Source organism: Moheibacter sediminis (assembly GCF_900176425.1).
In the GTDB taxonomy this organism is placed as follows: Bacteria; Bacteroidota; Bacteroidia; order Flavobacteriales; family Weeksellaceae; genus Moheibacter; species Moheibacter sediminis.
On the sequence record NZ_FWXS01000008.1, the window covers coordinates 46,336 to 68,762 of the forward strand.

The following is a 22,427-nucleotide window of genomic DNA, read 5'->3' on the forward strand; positions in this document are numbered from 1 at the left end:
ATTAAGATATAGAACAAAAAAAGCGGCACCGATTAAGATGCCGCTTATATGATTAATTTATTTTATTAGTTTTTGATTTCTAAGTTATCAATCTTAGCGCCATATTCTTTGAAGATAACTCTACGGTTTTCTAAGTTTTTCCAAGGTGGACAGTTGCTTATTGGGTCACACTCTGGGTGCTTCAAGTCAGACTCTCCTTTTCCTACAGGGTATAATTGGTTTGCAGGGACTCCTTTGTTAACTAAATAACGTACTACTGAAGCAGCTCTTCTTTCAGATAAATTCTGGTTGTATTGTGCACTACCAGCAGCGTCAGTATGACCTTCTACGTAGAATCTGTAGTTAGGGTGAGCTTCCAATACGTCAAATGCAGCATTCAATTTAGAGTATGATACAGTTCTGATTACATCTTTGTCATAGTCAAATTCAATTCCTTCAAGCAATTGATTTAAGTTGTCAATGATGTTTTCGATACTAACTTCTACAACCGGAAGTGGACAACCGTTATTTGTCGGAGGACCCGGGATGGTAGGACATTCATCGTTAGAATCCGGAGTTCCGTCACCATCTGCATCTAGTGGACAGCCAGCACCGTCAACTTTGATTCCCTCTGGCGTATCCGGACATTTGTCTTGCTCGTCACAGACACCATCATTGTCACTGTCAACACAAGGCTTGTATTCACCACCCCCTGTTGTAACAAGGTCTTTTAATGGATCATGCCATCTCAAGTGTTCTTTGTGTTTTCCTAATTTGTAATGAATACCTAATGAAAATGTTATCATATTATCATCACGGCCTTCTTCAAAATCAGCCAATGTTTCTATGCCTGGATCTGGTCTTCCTGATCCGTCAAACTCTTCATCACCTGTAAGTACATACATAGCTCTAAGTTCCATGTCAAATCTATTGTTGATTTTATACATTAAACCCGTTCCAATCTGCCAAAATACAGAAAAAGATGATAGATCTTGTTTGTCAACTACTAACCAGTCATGATATTTATGACCTTCTGGAGCACCAGGTGCAATTCTACTTGCTTCATAGGCCAAAATACCAACTCCTCCATATAAATGTTGTGACCACCTATATGGTGAGTGATTGTCTGTTCTTCTTAATAAGGAACTTAAATTCAAGTCCCCTATAAGCGTGATTGCCTGATATTTGGTTTTTGCTTCCCAAGGAATGTAACTGTCATAATGACTAGTTCCCTCGTTTGCCTGACGTGTTTGTCCCATTTGGTACATAACTCCTATGCCTACGGCATGGGTCATCTGCTTGGTAAGCTGTAATTGTACATCATAGCCTGGGTAAAATCCTACTGCACCCCAACTCATTAGATCTGCTCCCTGCAAGAGACTAGTTCCTCCATAAACTGCTATAGACCAGTCGTTGAATTTTTTGTCTGCTTGGGTGAATTTTTTTTTGTTCGAATTTTGAGCGCTAGACTCAAAATTAGTCTCTGTCAACTCAGTGCTTTGGGAAAATAAGTTTCCTGAAAAGATAAGTAAGGACAGAACACTAATCAATCGTAGTTCTTTCTTCATAGATTTGTTTTTTGGTGGTTGTTGTTTTTCAAACAATTATTTCTAAAAGTTTGAACTGCAAATTTAGAAAAATTATCTATTTAATAAATATCATAGGAGCTTTTTCACAAAATTTCTTGAAAATATTTGATTATGAGGTAATTTTAAGGTCTTAGATTCAAAATTTATACTGTTAAAAATGAGTATGTCGATGTCAATAATCCTGTCTTCATATTTTCCTTCGGCTCTGTTTCTTGTATAAATCCTTCCCATATCATTTTCTATGAGTTTAATCTCAGTGAGTAATTTCATAGGGGAGAATTCAGTTGAAATCCATAGTGTCTGATTGAGAAAATTATTTTCAGAATCAAAACCCACAGGTTCTGTTTCGATAATTTCTGACATTCTTGTGATTTCACCTATCTTGCTGCCGATAAGCTCCTGCGCAGTTTGCAGGTTTAAATTTTTATCTCCTAAATTTGTTCCGAGTAACAAAATGACTTGATTGTGCGACATATGTTGCAAAGTAATAAATTATATAAATTAAACTAATGAAAAAATTCTTCGGAAATGTATCTGCAGTTGTAGTAGGAAATTTCGTGACATTTGCTGTGATTGCTCTCGTAATCGGTGGTATTGTTTTAGTTTCGTCTCTACCTTCATTTTTTAAAGGGAAAGGACCTAAAGACGGTTCTGTACTTGAAATCACGCTTAATTCTCCTATCAAAGAAAGCAGTATGGACGATGAGGCTACTTTGTTTGGTCCTCCTCCCGGCACAAGTACTTACCTGAGAGACATTCTTCGTTCGATTGAAGAAGCGAAAGAAGACGATAAAATAAAAGGAATCAGTCTGCGTATAGGTACCTTTAACGGTGGCGCGACTCAGCTTGCTGATGTAAGAACTGCATTGGAAGATTTCAAAGAAAGCGGTAAATTCATATATGCTTATTCACACAATTCTTCTCAGGGAGGTTATATTTTGAATTCGGTAGCAGATTCGGTTTTTCAGAATCCTATGGGAATGGTGTTGGTGCAGGGTATGAGTGCAGAGGTGATGTTCTTTAAAAATCTAGGAGATAAATTTGGAATTGACTTTCAGGTTATACGTCATGGTCAGTATAAATCTGCTGTAGAACCTTATCTGAGAGAAGATATGTCAGAGGAAAACCGTGAGCAATTGTCATTAATTTTAAATGATATCTGGAAAAATATGTCAGACAAAGTGATGGCTTCTAGAAAATTGACTTCGGAAGAATGGAATACTGCTGTAGATAGTTTGTACAGTTTCAATCCTGAAAAAGCAGTTCAGTATAAACTGGTTGATAAAATTGCGCTTGAACCTGAATATGAGCAGGCGCTGGCAAATAAATTAGAACTTAAGATCAAAGAAGATGAGAGTTTGCATGAGAAACTGGATGAGTACACTATTACTATAGAGAAGTATGCTGAGAATCTGAAGCCAGAGAGTGGGAAAGACCAGGTTGCTATACTATATGCGTCGGGAACCATCTTGCCTGGCGAAGGTTTTAGCGGGATTCAGTCTGAGACTTACAAGCAGACCATACGTGATCTGAAAGAAGATGACAATGTAAAGGCAGTTGTTTTGAGAATTAATTCTCCGGGGGGAAGCGCTGATGCGTCTGAAGAGATCTTGTTTGAATTGAGAGAATTGAGAAAGAAGAAACCAATCATTGTTTCTTTTGGTGATGTGGCTGCGTCAGGTGGATATTATATGGCGATGGAAGCGGATTCTATTTTTGCGCATCCGTCAACGATTACAGGTTCTATAGGTGTATTTGGGATGATGCCCAATTTTAAGAAACTGGCAAATAATCTGGGTGTCACGACAGATTATGTGAATACCAATGCAAATTCTGACTTTTTGAAAACTCCGTTTAAACCGCTTACGCCAAGCGGCCTGAAAGCGATGACCAATATGACAGAGAGTGTTTATTCTATCTTTGTGAATCATGTGATGAAAGCACGTAAGATGACTTACGAGCAGGTGGATACGATAGGCGGAGGCCGTGTCTGGTCGGGTGTACAGGCTAAGAAAATAGGACTGATAGATGCTTTCGGGGGATTGAATGATGCAATAGATGCTGCGGCGAAAAAAGCAAAGCTGGATAAATATTCGATCGTTGATTATCCGTTCCGTAAGGGAGGTATTGAGGAATTTATGGCGCAGTTTCAGGGTGTGAAATCGGAAGCATTTGTAAAGGAAGAACTGGGTGAAGATTATTACAATCTTTATACAGAGCTCAAAGCCATCCGTGAGCATCAGGGAATACAGGTACGCATGCCTTTCAATGTGAAGATCAGATAAAATTAATACAGAGTACGGGATATTCTTTTGAAGATTTCCGGTAAAATATATAGTGAAATCCCTGTCATGTGTTTGTGGCGGGGATTTTTTATTTTAATATAATGAATGGGGAGAAAAAATTACTTTTTCTCCAGCTCTGAAATACGTTTGGTCAGTTCTTCTATTTGGGAATCTTTGGCTTTACTGGATTCTATTAGGCTCTTGATTTGTTCGATGATATTTTCTGGAAAATTATTTATTGTTCCATGATTAATTCCAACGACGCCTCCTTCATTTTTATCTACATTATTTATCGTTTTCTCATCAACAAAATATTCAAAATCCTTGTCAAATATTTTACAGACTTTGTCCATGAGCAGAAAATCGATCTTTTTGGAAGCCTCACTTTCTATATTGCTGAGTGTACTTTGTGAAATGTTCAAAAGCTCTGCCAGCTCAGGTTGTGAGATTTTTCTCTCTTCGCGTAAACGTTTGATTTTGATTCCTACTCCCATAATTTTATCGGTTTTCCGGTTAAAATTATCAATTTTCCGATTGGTAAACCTAGAAAATTCTTAAAAATTTGTAAAAATCAAAAATTTAATTAATTTTATTTAACCTAAAAATCAACGCCTATGAAAAAAGTGCTGCCGCTATTGCTGTTCAGCTGGCTGTTTGTGATGTTTTCCTGTAAGGAAGATGATCTGGAAACAAGAGGTCATGAACATGCAGAACATTCAATGAAAAAGAATAAAGTTAGCTTTCAAAAAATGAAAAGCTACCTTTTGTATCACACTGATTCCTCACTACCCGCTTATTTTGAGCCTGCTTACAGCAGAGGAAATGATGCTTTTGTCACAGCAGTGGATACTACCAGTATAGTCCAGATCGTGAGTGGGGATATCACAACATTTACTTTGCATGTCAATACGCTGGATGATGAACTTTATGCCTATTCAAATCTAGTTATAAGATTGGAAGAAGGTAAAATTACAGAATCCATACTGCATTACAATCCCACAGCAGATTGGCAGACAGCCTATAATAGAGGAGAAAGACTGCCGTATGAAGGGGATCTGACTGTAACGGATATCAATGGAGAAGCAAGAGGAACGGGAGGAGCCGGTTGTATGCTGGAAATCCAGATTGCCTGCTATGGAGGTTCTTGTCCATGTACCGATGGAAATGGTCAGACAATTTATGTACAGATTTCTTGTGGTGGTGGTGGCTCAGACCCAGGCGATGGTAATCCTACAGACCCAAATCCGGGAGGCTATGACCCATCTGAAGGAGGCGGCGGGGGTAATAACAATGGTGCACATAATTCCTGCCAGTTTCTCAAGAATAAGCTCACAGAGCCTTTGCAAAATGGTCAAAATTTCAAGACAAGGCTGCAGGAACTAAAGCCTAAAGTATTTAACTCTCCCGATGAATGGGGCTACATAAACCAAAATCCGAGTGAAGACCCAAATGTAAGCAGCGGTGCAACCAACCAGTATAATCCTGCAAAAGCAACAACGATACCAGACGGAAGGAAAGCAGTAAAGTTAGATATTTCCGGGCCTCACATATTTGGCTACATGCACACGCATCCTAACAACGAATCAACGGCAGGCATTCCTTCCATGGAAGACATAATAGAATTTTTGAGAATGGTAAAATACCGTTATCAATCGGGATTGCCGACCAATAATACTTATAGTATCGTAGTCGGTAACCATGGTGTATATGCCATCACAATAGATAATATAGATGATTTCATATCGGGCTACGGAAGCTTCAGCAGGGAGCTGATGAAAGATTTTGTACAGAGGTTCGAAAATAATTATTACGATAAAGTAAAGAACCGTCCTTTAAGTGAAAACGACCGTCCAAATAATGAAAAAGCATTGCTTAAGTTTCTGAATACCATTAAATTTGATACAGGCATCGGGGTTTACAGAGCCAATGATAACCTGACCGGATGGGATAAGCTTCAGCTCAATGCCAGCGGACAAGTCCAACCAACCAATTGCAACTAAAAAAATAGAATTATGAAAAATGTATTTATTATATTAATGATATCCTTATCCGGTATGATAGCCAATGCTCAAAGCCCTGTGCTTCCCCTGCGTTCACACGGAGATTACATTACAAACGGCTGTTATCTAAAAGACAGCCAGAATGAGCTCTTGCCCTTTACCGGAACCTGGGTATACCAAAACGGAAATACTAAGGTAACTTTGAAATTTCAAAGAGTAAAATTACATCTTGATATGAGCTATCCCAGCTATTATAAAGATATTCTGGAGGCAAAATATAAAGTAGAGGTAAATAATATGGTTATTTTTGATAACCTGAATGAAGCTTATAATATTGTAGGCACAAGTATGATTTCCGGAGGAATATTTCAGGGAGATAAGTACTTGGTTACTTTTGTAGATGACCTGAAATGTGAGATATGGGGAGAAGCTAAGATATGGATAGAGAACGGTAAGCTCCATTGGGACATGATGCCGACTTTGCTGAGCATAGACCCCGAATATGACTGCCCTCAGTCCAATGACGACCATTTTTATGACAATATGACCTTGCCCTGGAATATGGTGCTTACCAAGCAGGGGTTTGGAGGTTTGTAAATAAAATATATGTATATAACAGCATCTGAAAGGATGCTGTTTTAGTTTAATTAATAATGAAAAAATCAATTTTACTGCTATTCTTTTTTATTTTCCGTAGTATCTTAAATGCGCAGGTTACTTATTATATCACAACAGATAGTATAAAGATGACAGAGGAAAATTACCTCCAGATCAAAAAAGAAATGAATGAGAGAAAAGATCTTGTAGGTAAGTATCAGGAAATCCTCATAAAATCTGACCATGGGAACGATACAATCATTAAGACAATTAAATTTGAAAAAATAACTTTTGCAATTGGTAAAAATCAAAAGTTTTATGATCCTTATGCTGAGCAAAGGAAATTAATCGGGAGCCATTTTCCTATAGAGTTATTCCGGGACGAAAATGATAACTATTACGATACTGATTTTTTAAAAGGAAAACCGACGGTTGTAAATTTCTGGTTTACAAATTGTCCGCCTTGCATAGAAGAAATACCTGATTTATATAAATTGAAAAAAGAGTATGACGATTCTGTAAATTTTATAGCCATTACTTTTGAAAGCAGGAAAAAAGTGAACAAATTTTTAGAGAAAAAACCTTTTTTTAACTTCTATCATATTCCTGACTCCCAAAAACCAATCAATAAGTTAAAAGTTGAATCTTATCCGATAACCTTTTTATTGAATAAAGAGGGTGAAATTGTAAATATCTACGGCGGAAATTTGTTCTTTCAGATGCAAAACTTGAAAAATCTATTAGGATGGTTGAAGTAAGTAATTCATAAACAAAAAACCCTCCCCGACAATCTGCCTCGGAGGGTTTGTAATATGTAAATTATTTATCTGTGAATTATTCAGGCTCATCCTGAACCACATCTTTCTCACCTTTTTGTTTGAGGTATGCAATTTCTAAACTAGCTATAAATATGCCGCCGTTTTTCTCCCATTCACTCTGACTCTGGCGACGAAACAAAAGATTTTTTGAGAGTGAATTTTTTGCAGAGACACCAAATACAAAATCATGGTTTTCCAATGATTTGTAATCTACAAGTTGTAATGTGACTGCAATTTGATTTAAATCATTGAATACAAGCCCATATTGTGACAGGTCTATTTTCTGCCAGCCTGTAGTAGTTGTTTTATAAATGATGTTTTCGTCAAGAATTAATTTTCCGGGAAGATTATCTTTTACATCATAAATATTAATTTTCAAAGTGATTTCCTCGTATTTCGAACTTGGAATGATATGGAAATTGTAATCTTTCAATTTGGTTTTCCGGTAAATGTTGAAAATATTTCCCTGTTCTACGGTAGGTAAATTTTCGTCAAACATTTTAGAGAAGGTAAGCATCGGCTTAGATTTCTGACCTATTATTTTGTCTTTCATCTTGTTATTGCTTAGCACTGCAGTTTCCAAAACTATAGAATTGTATTCCAGAGTAACATTGCCGTTGGCTGCCAAATCATTTTTGTTTTGAATCTGATCAAAATAGCCGGTAGCGCTGAAAACGATTTGAGTGTGAATGCTGTCAGGGATTATAATTTTGTAAATTCCGTTTTCATCTGAAATTGTTCCCAAATCGGAGTCTTTTATTCCGACAGAACAATATGCCAGAGGTTCATTATCCTGATTTTTGATTATTCCGTTGATGGTTGTTTGTGAATAAGTGAGAACTGCAACTAATGAAATTGTCAGATATAAATATTTATGCATTTTTGGTTTTTTTATAAGACGACTAAAAGCCTGAAAAGGTTTCAGGGAATATGAAAAATTGACTTTTAATTATAAGAGAGGTATATCTGAATTCAGATAATTCAACCAATAAATATAAATTAATAGAAATAAAAACCTCCCCGACAATCTGCCGGAGAGGTTTATTATATGAAATTTATAAAGTCTAAAGAATTACATTTCGCCACCCATTTCATCTTCCATACCGCCTTGTCTGTCTTGTCTTCTCTGGTCTCTTTTAGACTGGTTAAAACGGTAAGTGAAGTTGAGGTTGAATGTACGCACGCCCCAACGGTTTTCACTGCTGACAACGAAATCCTCTCCCCATGAATCTACCTCAAATCCTCTGGTGTCGAATACGTCACGTACATTAAATGTGATGGTTGCACGGTCATTGAAGAGGTCTTTGCTGAGTGATAAGTCAACACTGTAGTTGGCTTTTCTGTCCATCTGTGCAGTTTTTTGTCCTCCTCTGTAATTTCCTGCAATCTGTGCAGAGAAGCTTGCCGGCAATGTAAATGTACTGCTCAAGCGTCCGAACCAGCTGGTTCCTTCTCCATCGAAGCTTGTGATTCTTGTGATGGTTTCGCCTGTGTCGGGATTGGTGCGTGTATCGGTAATCTCACCATCGGTTTTGTAACCAAATACGTTTACATTCCCCATGATGTTCCACCATTTCCAAGGACGGTAAGTGAAGGTCAAATCTCCCCCGTAACGCTGTTCCGTACCTACGTTGACTGGCCGTGTAACTAATGACATATCGTCTAATGTGGACTGGTAACGCTGAATGTTGTCGGTAGTATTGGAGTAATAAACATTGGGTGTCAACATCAGCTTTCCGATTTTGGTGATGTAAGAAAGTTCATACGAATCTGTGTATTGCGGATCTAAATCAGGGTTACCCATGAAGATAATCCTGTTGTTGGAATAAGACGTAAACGGAATCAGATCCCATCCGCGCGGTCTCCTTATGCGGCGGCTGTAACTTAACTGTAGCTGGTCTTCGCTTTCGAATTGGTAGTTCAGGAATAAACTCGGGAAGAAATCTACGTAGTTTTTCTTGGTTTTGCTTTGGTTTAAAATGGAATTGACGGTGATGTCTGAGTTTTCCATTCTCAATCCTGCAAAGAATGAGAATTTACCAAAAGCGTTTCCGTACTGTGCATAAGCTGCATATACGTTTTGTAAATAGTCGGTATTGTTTGAGAAATCAGGTTTTGATATCCAGCCCTCTGTGCCTAAACTGTCCACGCTGAAATTGGTCAATGTACCTTCCATTTCTCCTCTTGCACCCAATTCAAATCTTCCTTTTTCTCCGAATGGATAAATATAATCTGCTGAAATCAATACTCTGCGCTGACGCTCATAGCTGAATGATCTTTCTGTAGAATTAACGGCATCGCCGATCTCTCTCAAAAATGCATCTTCTGTTTCTTTGCTGTATGAAGCCCTTGCATCTACCGTGAATTCGTGTCCGGGTTCGTTGAATTCATGCTTGAAATTGAAATTAATTTCTCCGCTGTAGTCATCTTCCTCTTCGTTTTCTGTACGAATGGAATTCCCTGTTGGTGAGAAGTTTGAGTCAAACATATTGTAAGCAATGCTTGAAATATTTTCGTTTTTACCATCTCTGTAGTTACCTGAAACTGTAAAAGTGTTTCTGTCGTCGAGGTAATATTCAGTTCCTAAATTGATGTTATAGCCGTTGTTTATACGGTTTGATTCTCCAATCATGTTTTCATAACGCGCCGTACCATTGGAGTCGAAACGGGTTGTGTTGGATTTATTTTCTCCTTCTCTTTCCTGGTATCTGTACCCTAAAGTGGTAAATAAATTCCACTTGCCTGTGCGGTAATTGATGGTTGCGGATGCTCCAGCGGTTTCAGGAATTCCTCCGAAAACGCTTACGGAACCATTCATTCCCTGCAATTTTCCTTTTTTGAGGATGATGTTGATGATACCTGCAGTTCCTTCTGCTTCGTATCTTGCAGATGGATTGGTTACAATTTCGATTCGCTGCACAGCATCAGCAGGTAAATTTTGTAATGCGGTTGCAGGATCTGAAATCCCAACCATGCTCGATGGTTTTCCGTCAATCAAAATCCTTACGTTTTCATTTCCACGAAGACTTACATTTCCTTCGCCGTCGACTTGTACAGAAGGTACGTTTTGTAATGCGTCTGACATGGAAGCTCCTTTTGCCAATGCGTCTTGTGAGAGATCATATACCTTTTTGTCGAGTTCCATTTTATAAGTTTGATTGGTTCCGACGATATTGGCACCTTCCAAAGCAACGACTGAATTTTCACCTAATTTGATGTTCCCGACACTCATGGTCTGGGTAATTGAAATGGGCTGCTCGTATTTGCTGCCACCGAAAGATTCTAAATAAAGAATGTAATCTCCGGGAGTAACTTCTATAGAAAATACGCCTGTGCTGTCGGTGATGCCTGCGAATAATTCTGCGTAGGTTCCGGGTTCTTGTATAGAAACGGTAACGTATTCCAACGGAGCGTTGGCATTATCGGTTACTTTTCCTGTAAGGTTTACATTTTGTGCAATCGATTGAATGGCTAAGAAGGAAATGATGAACGTGTAAATGGATTTTGTAAACATTTTGATTTTTGTACTATTGGTGTTTTTTTTCAAGAAAAATGCCTTATGTGTATAAGGCATTTGATTAGTGTGTTTATAATCAGATGATTATTATTTTGAAGCTTTCAAGTCAGCTTTTTTGTTTTTTTCATCTACTTTTTGCTGATGGAGCTTATCTTGTTTTGCTCTTTGTTCCGGTGTAAGAACCGCATCAATGGCAGCTTGTTTTTCGTCATTCAGTTTTTTGAAATCTGTAGCTGTTCCATTTGCTCTTATGGCTTGTTTTTTGGTTTTGTAATCATCGTTGATTTTCTGTACCTGAACTTTCTGAGCTTCTGTAAGATTTAACTCTTTGCTCCACTCATCTAAGTTGTTCTTTTTATCAACTTTTACAGCAGAAGATTCTTTCGTTTTTGATTTTTCCTGAGCGCTGCTGATGCCTACGAAAGCAAATACAGCAACTAATAAGAATAATTTTTTCATTGTAATGTTTTTTTTAGTTAAAAATTGTTCACATCTCTGACTCACCAATATTAAGCCAAATCCAAAGACGAAAATAATAATTTTTTGTTAAACTTAATAAGCTTTCGCGTACAATACTTTGAACTTTGCAGGTTTTTCCGAATAAAAATCTGTTCCGGTTTCCGTTCCTTCAATATTTTCTAAAGGAATACAACGGATGGTTGCTTTGGTTTCGTTCTTGATTTTTTCTTCCGTTTCAGGAGTTCCGTCCCAATAAGCTGAAATGAACCCGCCTTTGTTTTCTAAAACTTCTTTGAATTCTTCGTAAGATGTAACTTCAGTTATGTTTTCTTCTCTGAATTTATGCGCTCTGTCGAATATACTTGTCTGGATTTCTTCTAATTTTAATTCAATCGTATCCGCTAAACCATCTAATTTCTCAAATGATTTTTCCAAAGTATCACGACGCGCCATTTCCACTTGTCCATTTTCCAAATCTCTTGGTCCGATGGCAATTCTCAATGGAACTCCTTTCAGTTCGTATTCATTAAATTTCCATCCTGGTTTTACTGTATCGTCATCATCAAATTTGACAGAAATTCCTTTTGATTTTAATTCTTTGACCAACTTATCAGCTACTTCAGAAATTTTATTTTTCTGTTCGTCGTCTCTGTAAATCGGAACAATTACCACTTGAATCGGAGCCAGTTTTGGAGGTAAAACCAATCCGTTATCATCCGAATGTGTCATGATCAAAGCCCCAATCAATCTCGTAGAAACGCCCCATGAAGTTGCCCAAACATAATCTAAAGTTCCCTCTTTTGTTGCGAATTTTACATCGAATGCTTTGGCAAAATTTTGTCCTAAAAAGTGTGATGTTCCTGCTTGTAATGCTTTTCCATCCTGCATCAATGCTTCGATGCAATAAGTATCTTCCGCTCCAGCAAATCTTTCGTTTGCAGATTTAACTCCTTTCACAACCGGAATTCCCATGAAACCTTCTACAAAATCAGCATACACATCCAACATTTGTTTGGTTTCCACGATTGCCTCTTCTTTGGTTGCGTGCGCGGTATGTCCTTCTTGCCATAAGAATTCGGCAGTTCTCAAAAATAAACGCGTTCTCATTTCCCAACGAACAACGTTTGCCCATTGGTTGATCAAAATCGGTAAATCACGGTAAGACTGAATCCAACCTTTGTACGTGCTCCAAATAATTGCTTCAGAAGTAGGCCTTACAATAAGTTCTTCTTCTAATTTTGCATTTGGATCCACGATTAATTTTCCCGGATTATTTTCATCATTTTTTAAACGATAATGTGTAACTACTGCACATTCTTTAGCAAATCCTTCTGCATTTTTTTCTTCTGCTTCAAACAAACTTTTGGGCACAAAAAGAGGGAAATAAGCATTTTGGTGACCTGTTTCTTTGAACATACGGTCTAATTCTGCCTGCATTTTTTCCCAAATGGCATATCCGTAGGGTTTGATAACCATACAGCCTCTGACTTTTGAGTTTTCTGCCATTCCGGTTTGGATGACTAACTCGTTGTACCACTTGGAATAATCCTCTTTTCTTGATGTAAGTTTTGCCATAAAAATGTCTCTTTGTCTATTAATTTTACGATTTCGTCTATAATTCAGAATTGGCATAGAAATTGCGCCTGAATTCTGTAAAAAATCTGTAACTTGCAGATGCAAAAATAAAGATTACAACCTTGCTAAAAATATAAAAATGAACAAAGTTTATACATACCCTCAAAAAATCTTCAAATCTTTAGCTGCTCTAGCCGTAATTTTTGGAGTAACTTCTTGTGCTACTTCTCAGTCAACTGCTGCTTCAAGCGGAGAAACGGATGGAATTTATTACAGTCCTTCCAAAGATGGACAGGTTCAGTATGTTTCAAATGAAACTCCTCAAGACTACGAAATCAAAGTTGGCGGTGCTTATTTTGATGCCAATGGAAATGGGGCAGAAGAATTTTATTACGAAGAAGGAACTGCTCAAGAAACACAGGATGTGAATGTATATACCGGATCAAATAATATTTATGTTGCTTCCGGAACTACAGACTGGGGACGCTATGACGGTGTAGATATCACAGTTAACAACTGGGGCTGGAATGACCCTTGGATGGGTGGCTGGGGCTACGGTTATGGATTCAACAACTGGGGTTGGGGAATGGGCTGGAATTCTTGGGGCATGGGCTGGAACTGGGGATATCCTAGATGGGGCTGGCACAATCCTTACTGGGGAGGTGGCTGGGGCTACAACAACTGGGGTTGGGGTGGTTACCCATACTATGGTGGTTTTTACGGAGGTTACTATGGTGGCTATTATGGAAACGGATATTATTACAGAAACAGAGTTCAGTCAGGTATACGTCCCGGTTCAAACTTAGCATATTCTCCGTTTAATGATAGAGGCGGAAATGTAAGAAGAGGAAACAGCTTCGCTCAAGGAAGTTCAGGAGTGAGACCGACCCGAAATGGAAATGTAAGAATGGACAATAGTTCAGGAGTTAGATCAAACCAATCCAATGTACGCCCGGTAAGAACTGAACAACCTGTAAGAAATAATAATACAATATCTGGGGATAATCCAGTAAGACCAACCAGAAGCGAAGGAAATGTAAGACCGGTTCGTGCTACAGTTCCAAATGAAATTAGACAAAACAATACGCCGGTTCGCACAAACAACAATCCAGTTCGTACTAATAATAATCAAATCAGAACGAACGAGCCAAACAGATCAGTTTCACCACAAAGAAATAATCAGCAGCCTGTAAGAAGCAACCAAGGAATTCAAAGTTCACCAAACAGAGGTTCATCAAATAGCGGTGGAATCAGAAGCGGTGGTGGAAGTCCTTCAAGAGGTTCTAGCGGTGGTGGCGGCGGAGTTAGAAGCGGCGGTGGAAGAAGGTAATTAATTTCAGATTAAAAAATTTTTAAAGAATTAAATGAAAAAGATAATAGTAGGATTGGGATTGTTAGGAGGAATTGGATACGCACAAACTGTGCAGGACATAAATTCAATTTCAGCTTTCTCAAATGACATCAATGCAGGAAGTGCGAGATACATAGGGATGGGTGGTGCCATGGGTGCATTGGGTGGAGACATTTCTTCCATCGAACAAAACCCTGCCGGTATAGCACTTGCCATTACAAGTGAAGTAAGTGCGACATTGGGAGTGACTTCTTTTAAAAATGAAGCCAAATTTGGAAACACTACCAAAGCAGATGACAACGATTTCTTATTTACAAATGTGGGTGGTGTTTTTGTTTTTCATAATGATGCCGGTTTGTGGAATCGTTTTTCTATTGGATTTAAATATTCGCAGGAATCTTTGGACAACCATATACAAATGGCAAGGAATAATAATATTGCCATGTCATTGCCTGATGTTGACGATCCGAATTTAATTACAAATTATACAATGGCAGGCTACCAGGATCAGGTTGTGGGTTATAAAACCAAAATGACTTTGGATTTCGGTGCCAGCTACAACGACAGACTTTATTTAGGTTTAGGTTTAAATCTGCATGATACTGAATTCAATAATTATGTGGTTTTTGATGAAGACACAAATGGAACTGTTTACCGTTATGATTTGAATGGAACTCCATATTATACAAGAGGCTCCGGAGTTTCGGTAAGCGTAGGGGCAATTGGTAAGATCAACGATAATTTCAGATTGGGTCTTGCTTATCATAGTCCAACCTGGTATGGTCAGGCTGAGGAAGAATTTTTGGCTGATTTACCGATTTCAGATTCTACAAATTATTACGACAGATATTATTCGCAATACGACAGAACCTCTAACGGAAGATTGGTAGGTAGTGCGGGATTGGTTTTGGCCAAATCTTTGGCATTAAATTTTGATTATACTTATCATATGAATGGTACAACCCAATTCAGACCATCAGGAAATTTCCAAAACATCAATAATTTCTTAGATGATTACATGGTAAACAGCAGTGAGTTCAGAGTTGGTGGAGAATATAGAATCGAAAAATTCAGATTGAGAGCAGGTTACAACTTTGTTCAGTCTCCTTATGATGAATTGTCTTTGGTAGCTGATTTAGGAAATGGAACTCAGGTTACAGAAAATTTCTCTCAGGTATTCCGCGGAGATATCAACCGTTTCAGCGTTGGTGCAGGATATGATTTTGGAGGATTTTATCTTGATGCAGCTTATCAGTTGCAAAACCAAAAATATAAATATGTATTTGGCTACGCAGATTATGTAGATTTTGATATAAATGACAATTATGCTTATTATGCAACATTGCCTTTAAACTCAGACTATAACTACGTTGCGGATGTAAAAGAAAACAGAGGAATGTTTCTTCTGACTGCAGGTTGGCAGTTTTAAATTGGACTAGGTTAATACAAATGAAAAGGTGACTTGAATCAAATCAAGTCACCTTTTTCTATTTATCTTAGTTTGAATTAATTCGAATAATTCGGAGCTTCTTTGGTAATCACAACATCGTGTGGATGACTTTCGTTCAAGCCTGCATTGGTGATTTTTACCATCTTTCCATTTTTGATTAATGAATCAATGTCAGGCGTTCCGCAATAACCCATTCCGGCACGTAAACCACCACACAATTGGTAAACTACTTCAGCCAAAGAACCTTTGTAAGGAACTCTTCCTTCAATTCCTTCCGGAACCAATTTCTTCGCATCCGACTGGAAATAACGGTCTTTGCTTCCGCGTTTCATCGCCGAAAGGGAGCCCATTCCTTGATAGGTTTTGAATTTTCTTCCTTGATAAATGATTTCTTCTCCTGGAGCTTCGTCTGTTCCTGCAAATAAACTTCCCACCATCACACAATTTGCTCCTGAAGCAATTGCTTTTACGATGTCACCCGAAAGTTTGATTCCACCATCGGCGATGATAGAAACATTTTTGGAATGTGCATATTCATACACGTCATAAATCGCAGAAAGTTGAGGTACACCCACGCCTGCAACAACTCTTGTAGTACAGATAGAACCCGGTCCAACGCCCACTTTCAAAACATTTGCGCCAGCATCAATTAAATCTTTTGCTGCCCATCCGGTAACGATATTTCCACCTACAATATCTAATTGAGGAAATGCATTTCTTACTTCCCTTACTTTGTCAATCACACCTTTTGAATGTCCGTGTGCAGAATCCAAAGCGATGATGTCCACACCCTTATTGATTAATGCTTGTACTCTTTCCATCGTGTCCGGCCCTACGCCAACGCCTGCACCAACTCTCAATCTTCCTTTGCTGTCTTTGCTTGCATTTGGAAATTCAGATAAATTGTCGATGTCTTTGATAGTAATCAATCCTATTAATTTATAAGAATCATCCACGATAGGAAGTTTCTCTACACGGTTTTTGAGTAAAATGTCTTTGGCTCTGTGTAAATCGGTATTGATGTCAGAAGTGATTAAATTTTCTTTGGTCATCACATCTTCCACAACTTGTTCCATATCGGTTTGGTAACGGATGTCACGGTTGGTAATGATTCCAACCAATGTTTTATCGTCTTCGACAACAGGCAGACCTGAAATGCGGTAACGCTGCATCAATTGCTCTGCATCTTTCAGTTTGTGGTGCCGGCTCAACGTAATCGGGTCGGTAATCATTCCACTTTCGGAACGTTTTACGTTATCGATTTCATTGGCCTGCTCCTCAATAGTCATATTTTTATGAATGAATGAAAGTCCGCCTTCGCGCGCTAGAGCAATCGCAAGTTTGGCTTCTGAAACAGTATCCATCGCGGCTGAAACCAAAGGAATGTTCAACTCTATTTTTTCTGTGAGTCTTGTTTTGAGGGAAACTTGATTGGGTAAAACTTCTGAATAAGAAGGGACTAAAAGAACATCGTCAAATGTGATTGCGTCCTGAATAATTTTATCTGAAAGTGGCATTGCTTTTTGCCAAGCAAATTTAGGGAATTAATTTGTATAGAATGAATTAAATATGAAAAAATGTTGAGAATTTGCCGGATGCGGGTGTTGGATATGAGGGGCTTGCGCGAAGGATGTGCAGGGCGGCGAGGAACGAGCCGGTCTGTAGTGCAGCAGAAGACCGAAGCGAAGCGCAGCCCGAAGCAGCCTGACCCCGACGGATGTAAAAAAAAGGAATTTTACATCCGTCGGGGATGCGCCCCAATTAATTACAAAATAGGGAAACAGAGAAGAGAATATAGAAATTAGTTTGGTAGAGTTTTCTGAAAAGATGGATGATTATGGGTATTGACTTAACATTTACATTTCATTAACCGTGTAAACAATAAAAATGTTCTTATTTTCGCAGGATATAATTTTTAGAGGATGAATATCAATTTCAAAAAGTTGAATAATTATACAGGTTGGGCAATGTTTGCGATTGCTTCCACGGTTTATTTAATGACCATGGAGCGCAAGTTGAGTTTCTGGGACTGTGGTGAATATATTGTTTCTTCTGCCAAATTGGGAGTGACGCACGCTCCGGGTGCGGCATTGTTTCAATTGATAGGTGCGGTTTGGGCTGGATTGGCTTTTGGTGATACGAGCAAATATGCAGTGGTCATAAATTCGATGTCTGCCATCAGTAGTGCGTTGACCATTATGTTGCTTTTCTGGACTATTACGCATTTTGTACGCAGGATGTTTTTCTCTACAAAAGTAGGCGAATTGGCACCTGATGCACACAATGTAGCATTGTCCAAGGCACAATCTATTATCACGATTGGTAGTGGTATTGTAGGCTCATCGGTATTTATGTTCAGTGATTCATTTTGGTTTTCAGCTGCAGAGGGTGAAGTATATGCAATGGCTTCTTTGTTTACGGCAATCATCGTTTGGTTGGGATGTAAATGGGAAGAGGAAAGTGACAGTAAAAGAGCGAACCGATGGTTTATATTGATTTCGTTACTGATTGGTTTGGCGACGGCAGTTCACTTGATGGCAATCTTAGCGATTCCTGCGGTATGTTATATTTATTATTCTAAAAATTATAAAATCAACATAAAAACTTTCCTTTGGGCAAATTTGTTTACGGGAATTTTCCTGATGTTTGTTTTTTCGGTTTTATTTAAAGCGGTGATGACTTTCTTTGGAAGGACTGAAATGTTTGTGGTAAATAATTTCGGATTGCCATTTAATTCAGGAACCATCATTGCAGCTATAATTTTAGGAATTGCTTTTTGGTTGTTGTTGAAATACACAAAGAAATACAATTGGAATTTGGCGCATACTCTTGTGTTATCAATTATGTTTATGTTGATTGGATTTACATCATGGCTGGTCATTCCAATCCGTGCCAATGCAAATCCACACATGAACTTAAATGATCCAGATACGGCTTTGGGAATGTTGGATTATTTCAACCGTGAACAATATGGTGACTGGCCTACTTATTACGGACCGGCTTATACAGCTCATATTGCTGAGGACGGAATTAAAATCAAAGCAGATGGGAGTTATGATTCTGAACCTGATGGTTATAACTATTTTAAGGATGAAAAGTCAGGGAAATATTTGAAACTTTCTGAAAGGAGAAAATATATATACAATAAAAAACACGAAGTATTCTTCCCCAAGATGTATAATGCGCAGCCGGATGTGATGGAAAATTACGCAGCGATGTATGGTTTTCCCGAGTTTTCTCTCAATCCTATGTTTTACAATAATATGCAGGATCCTCCTGAATTGCGTGCACAAAAAAGACAAATTGCTGAACAGACTTTTAGCCAGTTGATTCAGAAAAAAGAAAGCGGAACTTTGACGGTAGCGGAATTACAGAAAAATGCTGAGTTCTTAGATATACAGCCACCGACATTTGGGCAGCAGTTCAATTACTTCATGAATTTTCAGCTGGATTATATGTTCTTTCGATATTTCATGTGGAATTTCTCCGGGAAACAAAATGACTGGGAAGGGAATTTAGAAGTGACAAAAGGAAACTGGATTACAGGAATTTCGTTTATAGACAATGCAAGGTTGGGCGATCAGTCAAAATTACCTGCCGTTTACAAAGAAAATCAAGGCAGAAATGCTTATTATATGTTGCCGCTGATGTTAGGTTTGATAGGATTTTTCGTTCAATTGAACAGAAACGTTGGACATTGGTGGGCATTGTTATCCTTATTTTTATTGACAAGTGTCGGAATTATTTTCTATACAAGTGTGAAACCATTTGAACCAAGAGAGCGTGATTATGCTTTGGTAAGTGCTTTTTATGCTTTTTCCATTTGGATTGGATTGGGTGTGCAGGGAATTTATTTATTGATCAAAAAAGTTAAGAAAAGAGAACTGACGCCTGCTGTTCCTATTGTCATCACTGCGCTTTGTGCGGTGGTTCCAATATTGATGGGCTTTCAAAACTGGGATGACCATGACCGATCTAAACGTGAGGCAGCTTATGCGATGGCGCATAACTACCTCAATAAATTAGACAAAAATTCCATTTTGTTTGTGTATGGAGACAATGATACTTATCCGCTTTGGGGCTTGCAAGAAACAGAAAATTTTAGAGACGATGTGAAAATTGTGAACTATACTTTATTGGGGTCTCCTTGGAATATAGAACAATCACACCGTAAAACCTATGATGCCGCCGCGTTGCCTCATCAAATGGTTCCGGGTCAATATCAATTGAATACCAATGACAACATCATGGTTGTTGCTAAAAATGTGCGTTCTATTTTTGGAGAATTACACAGCATTATCAAACCCGATTCACCATTGAGCGTTGCTGAGATTATGGAATTGCCGGCAGAGCAGATAACACAATATTTAATAGACCCGAATTATGACCCTGCGGGAATCAAACAGTTGTACCAATCGGTAAAACCATTGGAAAAATATTTGGTGCAGGAAAGTATGACTGCTAAGGAAGCAATTGAATTTATTTTAGATAACAAAAATCCCGCAAAACAGGCAATTGCCGATTATTATGGTTATCCTGTCGGTGCAGTAAATTACCTTCCGGTTGACAAAATCGTTATTCCTGTAAACAAAGCAAATGCTGTAAAGTATGGAATTGTTTCTGCTCAGGATGCTAGCCAGATGGTAGATCAAATCACGGTAACTTTAGGTAAATCACAATTGTACAAATCAGAATTGGCTATGATCGATTTATTTGCCAATTATAACTGGGATAGAGCGATTTATTTCAGTGGAGGAGGAATCTCTGATCCGGCTAATATTTTTTGGTTGAATGATTATCTGGAATACAGCGGATTTTCTTACAAATTGATACCGATTTATACAAAATTCGGACAAGGAGGTAAAATAGGAAGAAGCAATACAAAAGCATTGTACGCAAGTTTCCAGGATTTTGAGTGGGGAAATTACAATCTGCCTGAAGCTTCTTTTTCAAATACAGACAGGAATTATACCAATACATACCGCAATATCGGAGTGCGTTTGGCAGAAGATTTGGCTGCGCAAGGTGACAAAGCAAAAGCCAAAGCAGTTTTGGATAAATTGATGGAAATGATTCCTGATGTTCCAAGTTACGATTATGGATTGAGCATAGAAAGAGTAGCGCAGGCTTACAACAAAGTAGGCGAGACGGAAAAGGCACAAACTTTGCTAAATACGACCAAAAATCGTTTGGTAGAAAAGATTGGCTTTTACGAAACATTGCCGCCAAATTTGCGTTATACAGTTGCACGAGATTTAAATGATGCAAGGAGTGATTATTCCCTTATGGTGTACGGAGAAGTGGGGAAATTTCTCGAAAAAGGAGACAAAGCAAATGCTCTGAAAGTTTTCCAGGCTGAATTTGCGCCGGTGAAAGCCAAATTAATTCAGTCTTATAAGGAATATATGAAAGACGGAAACATGGATGTGAGAGAAGAGTCAAATATCGATGGCCAATTCAAATTCGTAAGTGAATTGATGGGCATTGCTGATATGATTGACACAGCGTATGCGACGAAAGAAACCAATGATTTGTATAAAATGTTGGAAAGTAAATAACAGAATAAAAGCAATATATAATTTATGAAAAAATTAGTATTAAGTATGATGGTTGCCGTATTAGGATTGACAACGGCAAATGCGCAGGAAGGATTGAAAGCAAGTGCTCACATAGGAGCAGTTGTGGGTGATGCTACAGAAGTTTTTGGATTTAACATTGGAGCTGATGCTACTTATTTGTATCCGGTTATGGACAATTTACATATCGGTGGTAAAGTAGGATTGGAAATGTTCTCCGGTAAAAGCATTCCTGATTCAAATGCAAAATACAAAGGTTTGACTTTGATTCCTGTGACTGTAAGTGCACAATTTGATATCACAGAAGAATTTTTTGCAGCAGCTGATTTAGGTTATGCTTTGAGTATCAACAACGATTACGATGGTGGATTTTATTTCATGCCGAAAGGTGGATGGCAAAATGATGATTTCCAAATTTTTGCATTCTTGAAAGGAATTTCTTCTAAAATAGATAGAAAATTGGATTTAGGAGAAACGACCGTAAGAGGTTTTTCCAATACAATGGCAATCGGTATCGGGGGTGCCTACAAATTTTAGTTTGAAATAATTGAATTATATAATAAAGCCGAATCGCAAGATTCGGCTTTTATTTTTTTCTATTAATTTGAATTAAAACTAAAACAAACCATTTACCTGAGCACTCACTTTCTCATAAACGAAACTTAAATCTTCCGGATTGTTGACAAAATCAAGATTATCCACATCAATGATGAGCAGATTTCCTTCTTTGTAAGATTTAACCCAATCCTCATATTTTTCATTGAGACGACTTAGATATTCGATGCTGATTGAACTTTCATATTCACGTCCTCTTAGCTGAATTTGCCGCACCAAAGTCGGAATCGATGCACGCAGGTAAATCAACAAATCAGGTGCCTGTACAAAAGAATTCATCAAATTAAAAACCGTCAAATAATTGTCATAATCACGCGTCATCAATAATCCCATGTCATGCAAATTGCTCGCGAAAATGTACGCGTCTTCATGAATCGTTCTGTCCTGGATAATGTTTTCACCGCTTTCACGGATTTCTTTGATCTGTCCGAAACGGCTTCCCAAAAAATAAATCTGCAGGTTAAATGCCCATTGTTCCATGTTGTTATAGAAATCATCTAAGTACGGATTTTGGTCAACGTCCTCGAACTGAGCATGCCAATGGAAATTTTTTGCCAGTAATCTGGTCAGTGTGGTTTTTCCGGCGCCGATATTTCCTGCAATTGCTATGTGCATT

At 38.1% G+C, this 22,427-nt stretch carries 17 protein-coding genes; 8 read left to right on the plus strand and 9 right to left on the minus strand.

Annotated features, from left to right (window positions below; translation table 11 throughout):
• Positions 1 to 65: 65 nt before the first annotated feature.
• Together B8977_RS11770 and folK are read right to left on the minus strand one after the other, a co-directional pair.
• The gene (locus B8977_RS11770) at positions 66 to 1,337 is read right to left on the minus strand and encodes an OmpA family protein (RefSeq protein WP_159447494.1); all 1,272 of its coding nucleotides are present in this window, start codon (positions 1,335 to 1,337) and stop codon (positions 66 to 68) included.
• 300 nt (positions 1,338 to 1,637) lie between these two features.
• The gene (gene folK / locus B8977_RS11775; RefSeq protein ID WP_084017926.1) at positions 1,638 to 2,042 is read right to left on the minus strand and encodes a 2-amino-4-hydroxy-6-hydroxymethyldihydropteridine diphosphokinase; all 405 of its coding nucleotides are present in this window, start codon (positions 2,040 to 2,042) and stop codon (positions 1,638 to 1,640) included.
• Between the two features lie 35 nt (positions 2,043 to 2,077).
• On the opposite strand from folK, the gene sppA reads away from it, so the two are divergent.
• The gene (gene sppA, locus B8977_RS11780; protein ID WP_084017927.1) at positions 2,078 to 3,853 is read left to right on the plus strand and encodes a signal peptide peptidase SppA; all 1,776 of its coding nucleotides are present in this window, start codon (positions 2,078 to 2,080) and stop codon (positions 3,851 to 3,853) included.
• A 119-nt stretch (positions 3,854 to 3,972) separates the two neighbouring features.
• Here the strand turns inward: sppA and B8977_RS11785 are convergent, their stop codons facing one another.
• Positions 3,973 to 4,347, minus strand: coding sequence for a helix-turn-helix domain-containing protein (locus tag B8977_RS11785; protein ID WP_084017928.1), 375 nt, complete (start codon positions 4,345 to 4,347; stop codon positions 3,973 to 3,975).
• Positions 4,348 to 4,467: 120 nt separating this feature from the next.
• Here B8977_RS11785 and B8977_RS11790 point away from each other — a divergent pair, with 120 nt between their 5' ends.
• Genes B8977_RS11790 through B8977_RS11800 form a run of 3 tightly spaced genes read left to right on the plus strand, consistent with a single transcriptional unit; the run spans position 4,468 to position 7,208 of the window.
• Positions 4,468 to 5,853, plus strand: a complete 1,386-nt coding sequence (locus tag B8977_RS11790; RefSeq protein WP_084017929.1) for a hypothetical protein — start codon at positions 4,468 to 4,470, stop codon at positions 5,851 to 5,853.
• A 12-nt stretch (positions 5,854 to 5,865) separates the two neighbouring features.
• Entirely contained in the window at positions 5,866 to 6,450 is a 585-nt protein-coding gene (locus tag B8977_RS11795; protein WP_084017930.1) for a DUF6705 family protein, read from the plus strand.
• 56 nt (positions 6,451 to 6,506) lie between these two features.
• Positions 6,507 to 7,208 carry a TlpA family protein disulfide reductase gene (locus B8977_RS11800; protein ID WP_084017931.1) on the plus strand — a complete coding sequence of 234 codons (702 nt, stop codon included), beginning with the start codon at positions 6,507 to 6,509 and terminating at the stop codon, positions 7,206 to 7,208.
• 76 nt (positions 7,209 to 7,284) lie between these two features.
• On the opposite strand, the gene B8977_RS11805 is transcribed toward B8977_RS11800, so the two are convergent.
• The 4 genes from B8977_RS11805 to proS all read right to left on the minus strand — a co-directional run bounded on the left by B8977_RS11805 (position 7,285) and on the right by proS (position 12,819).
• Positions 7,285 to 8,148, minus strand: coding sequence for a carboxypeptidase-like regulatory domain-containing protein (locus B8977_RS11805; RefSeq protein WP_084017932.1), 864 nt, complete (start codon positions 8,146 to 8,148; stop codon positions 7,285 to 7,287).
• Between the two features lie 192 nt (positions 8,149 to 8,340).
• On the minus strand, positions 8,341 to 10,782 hold the full coding sequence (locus B8977_RS11810; RefSeq protein WP_084018030.1) for a TonB-dependent receptor domain-containing protein: 2,442 nt from the start codon (positions 10,780 to 10,782) through the stop codon (positions 8,341 to 8,343).
• Between the two features lie 90 nt (positions 10,783 to 10,872).
• On the minus strand, positions 10,873 to 11,244 hold the full coding sequence (locus tag B8977_RS11815; RefSeq protein WP_084017933.1) for a hypothetical protein: 372 nt from the start codon (positions 11,242 to 11,244) through the stop codon (positions 10,873 to 10,875).
• A 93-nt stretch (positions 11,245 to 11,337) separates the two neighbouring features.
• Positions 11,338 to 12,819 carry a proline--tRNA ligase gene (proS, locus tag B8977_RS11820; RefSeq protein WP_084018031.1) on the minus strand — a complete coding sequence of 494 codons (1,482 nt, stop codon included), beginning with the start codon at positions 12,817 to 12,819 and terminating at the stop codon, positions 11,338 to 11,340.
• 139 nt (positions 12,820 to 12,958) lie between these two features.
• Between proS and B8977_RS11825 the strand changes: the two genes are divergently transcribed.
• On the plus strand, positions 12,959 to 14,149 hold the full coding sequence (locus B8977_RS11825) for a hypothetical protein (RefSeq protein WP_084017934.1): 1,191 nt from the start codon (positions 12,959 to 12,961) through the stop codon (positions 14,147 to 14,149).
• A 34-nt stretch (positions 14,150 to 14,183) separates the two neighbouring features.
• Positions 14,184 to 15,599 carry an OmpP1/FadL family transporter gene (locus B8977_RS11830; RefSeq protein ID WP_084017935.1) on the plus strand — a complete coding sequence of 472 codons (1,416 nt, stop codon included), beginning with the start codon at positions 14,184 to 14,186 and terminating at the stop codon, positions 15,597 to 15,599.
• A gap of 77 nt (positions 15,600 to 15,676) precedes the next feature.
• Here B8977_RS11830 and guaB read toward each other — a convergent pair whose 3' ends face one another.
• Positions 15,677 to 17,137, minus strand: a complete 1,461-nt coding sequence (guaB, locus tag B8977_RS11835; RefSeq protein ID WP_084017936.1) for an IMP dehydrogenase — start codon at positions 17,135 to 17,137, stop codon at positions 15,677 to 15,679.
• Between the two features lie 405 nt (positions 17,138 to 17,542).
• Between guaB and B8977_RS11845 the strand changes: the two genes are divergently transcribed.
• Together B8977_RS11845 and B8977_RS11850 are read left to right on the plus strand one after the other, a co-directional pair.
• Positions 17,543 to 21,178 (plus strand): glycosyltransferase family 117 protein, encoded by a 3,636-nt coding sequence (locus tag B8977_RS11845; RefSeq protein ID WP_084017938.1) that lies wholly within the window; start codon positions 17,543 to 17,545, stop codon positions 21,176 to 21,178.
• A 24-nt stretch (positions 21,179 to 21,202) separates the two neighbouring features.
• Complete coding sequence (locus B8977_RS11850; protein WP_143736494.1) at positions 21,203 to 21,733, plus strand: hypothetical protein; 531 nt, start codon at positions 21,203 to 21,205, stop codon at positions 21,731 to 21,733.
• A gap of 78 nt (positions 21,734 to 21,811) precedes the next feature.
• Here B8977_RS11850 and B8977_RS11855 read toward each other — a convergent pair whose 3' ends face one another.
• Entirely contained in the window at positions 21,812 to 22,426 is a 615-nt protein-coding gene (locus B8977_RS11855) for a deoxynucleoside kinase (RefSeq protein ID WP_084017940.1), read from the minus strand.
• Between the last annotated feature and the right edge of the window lies 1 nt (position 22,427).

Bases quoted from the DNA above. Each gene is read 5' to 3' on its own strand.
- B8977_RS11770 (WP_159447494.1), bottom strand. From the start codon at position 1,337: ATGAGTTGGGGTGCAGTAGGATTTTACCCAGGCTATGATGTACAATTA.
- folK (WP_084017926.1), bottom strand. From the start codon at position 2,042: ATGTCGCACAATCAAGTCATTTTGTTACTCGGAACAAATTTAGGAGAT.
- sppA (WP_084017927.1), top strand. From the start codon at position 2,078: ATGAAAAAATTCTTCGGAAATGTATCTGCAGTTGTAGTAGGAAATTTC.
- B8977_RS11785 (WP_084017928.1), bottom strand. From the start codon at position 4,347: ATGGGAGTAGGAATCAAAATCAAACGTTTACGCGAAGAGAGAAAAATC.
- B8977_RS11790 (WP_084017929.1), top strand. From the start codon at position 4,468: ATGAAAAAAGTGCTGCCGCTATTGCTGTTCAGCTGGCTGTTTGTGATG.
- B8977_RS11795 (WP_084017930.1), top strand. From the start codon at position 5,866: ATGAAAAATGTATTTATTATATTAATGATATCCTTATCCGGTATGATA.
- B8977_RS11800 (WP_084017931.1), top strand. From the start codon at position 6,507: ATGAAAAAATCAATTTTACTGCTATTCTTTTTTATTTTCCGTAGTATC.
- B8977_RS11805 (WP_084017932.1), bottom strand. From the start codon at position 8,148: ATGCATAAATATTTATATCTGACAATTTCATTAGTTGCAGTTCTCACT.
- B8977_RS11810 (WP_084018030.1), bottom strand. From the start codon at position 10,782: ATGTTTACAAAATCCATTTACACGTTCATCATTTCCTTCTTAGCCATT.
- B8977_RS11815 (WP_084017933.1), bottom strand. From the start codon at position 11,244: ATGAAAAAATTATTCTTATTAGTTGCTGTATTTGCTTTCGTAGGCATC.
- proS (WP_084018031.1), bottom strand. From the start codon at position 12,819: ATGGCAAAACTTACATCAAGAAAAGAGGATTATTCCAAGTGGTACAAC.
- B8977_RS11825 (WP_084017934.1), top strand. From the start codon at position 12,959: ATGAACAAAGTTTATACATACCCTCAAAAAATCTTCAAATCTTTAGCT.
- B8977_RS11830 (WP_084017935.1), top strand. From the start codon at position 14,184: ATGAAAAAGATAATAGTAGGATTGGGATTGTTAGGAGGAATTGGATAC.
- guaB (WP_084017936.1), bottom strand. From the start codon at position 17,137: ATGCCACTTTCAGATAAAATTATTCAGGACGCAATCACATTTGACGAT.
- B8977_RS11845 (WP_084017938.1), top strand. From the start codon at position 17,543: ATGAATATCAATTTCAAAAAGTTGAATAATTATACAGGTTGGGCAATG.
- B8977_RS11850 (WP_143736494.1), top strand. From the start codon at position 21,203: ATGAAAAAATTAGTATTAAGTATGATGGTTGCCGTATTAGGATTGACA.
- B8977_RS11855 (WP_084017940.1), bottom strand. From the start codon at position 22,426: ATGCACATAGCAATTGCAGGAAATATCGGCGCCGGAAAAACCACACTG.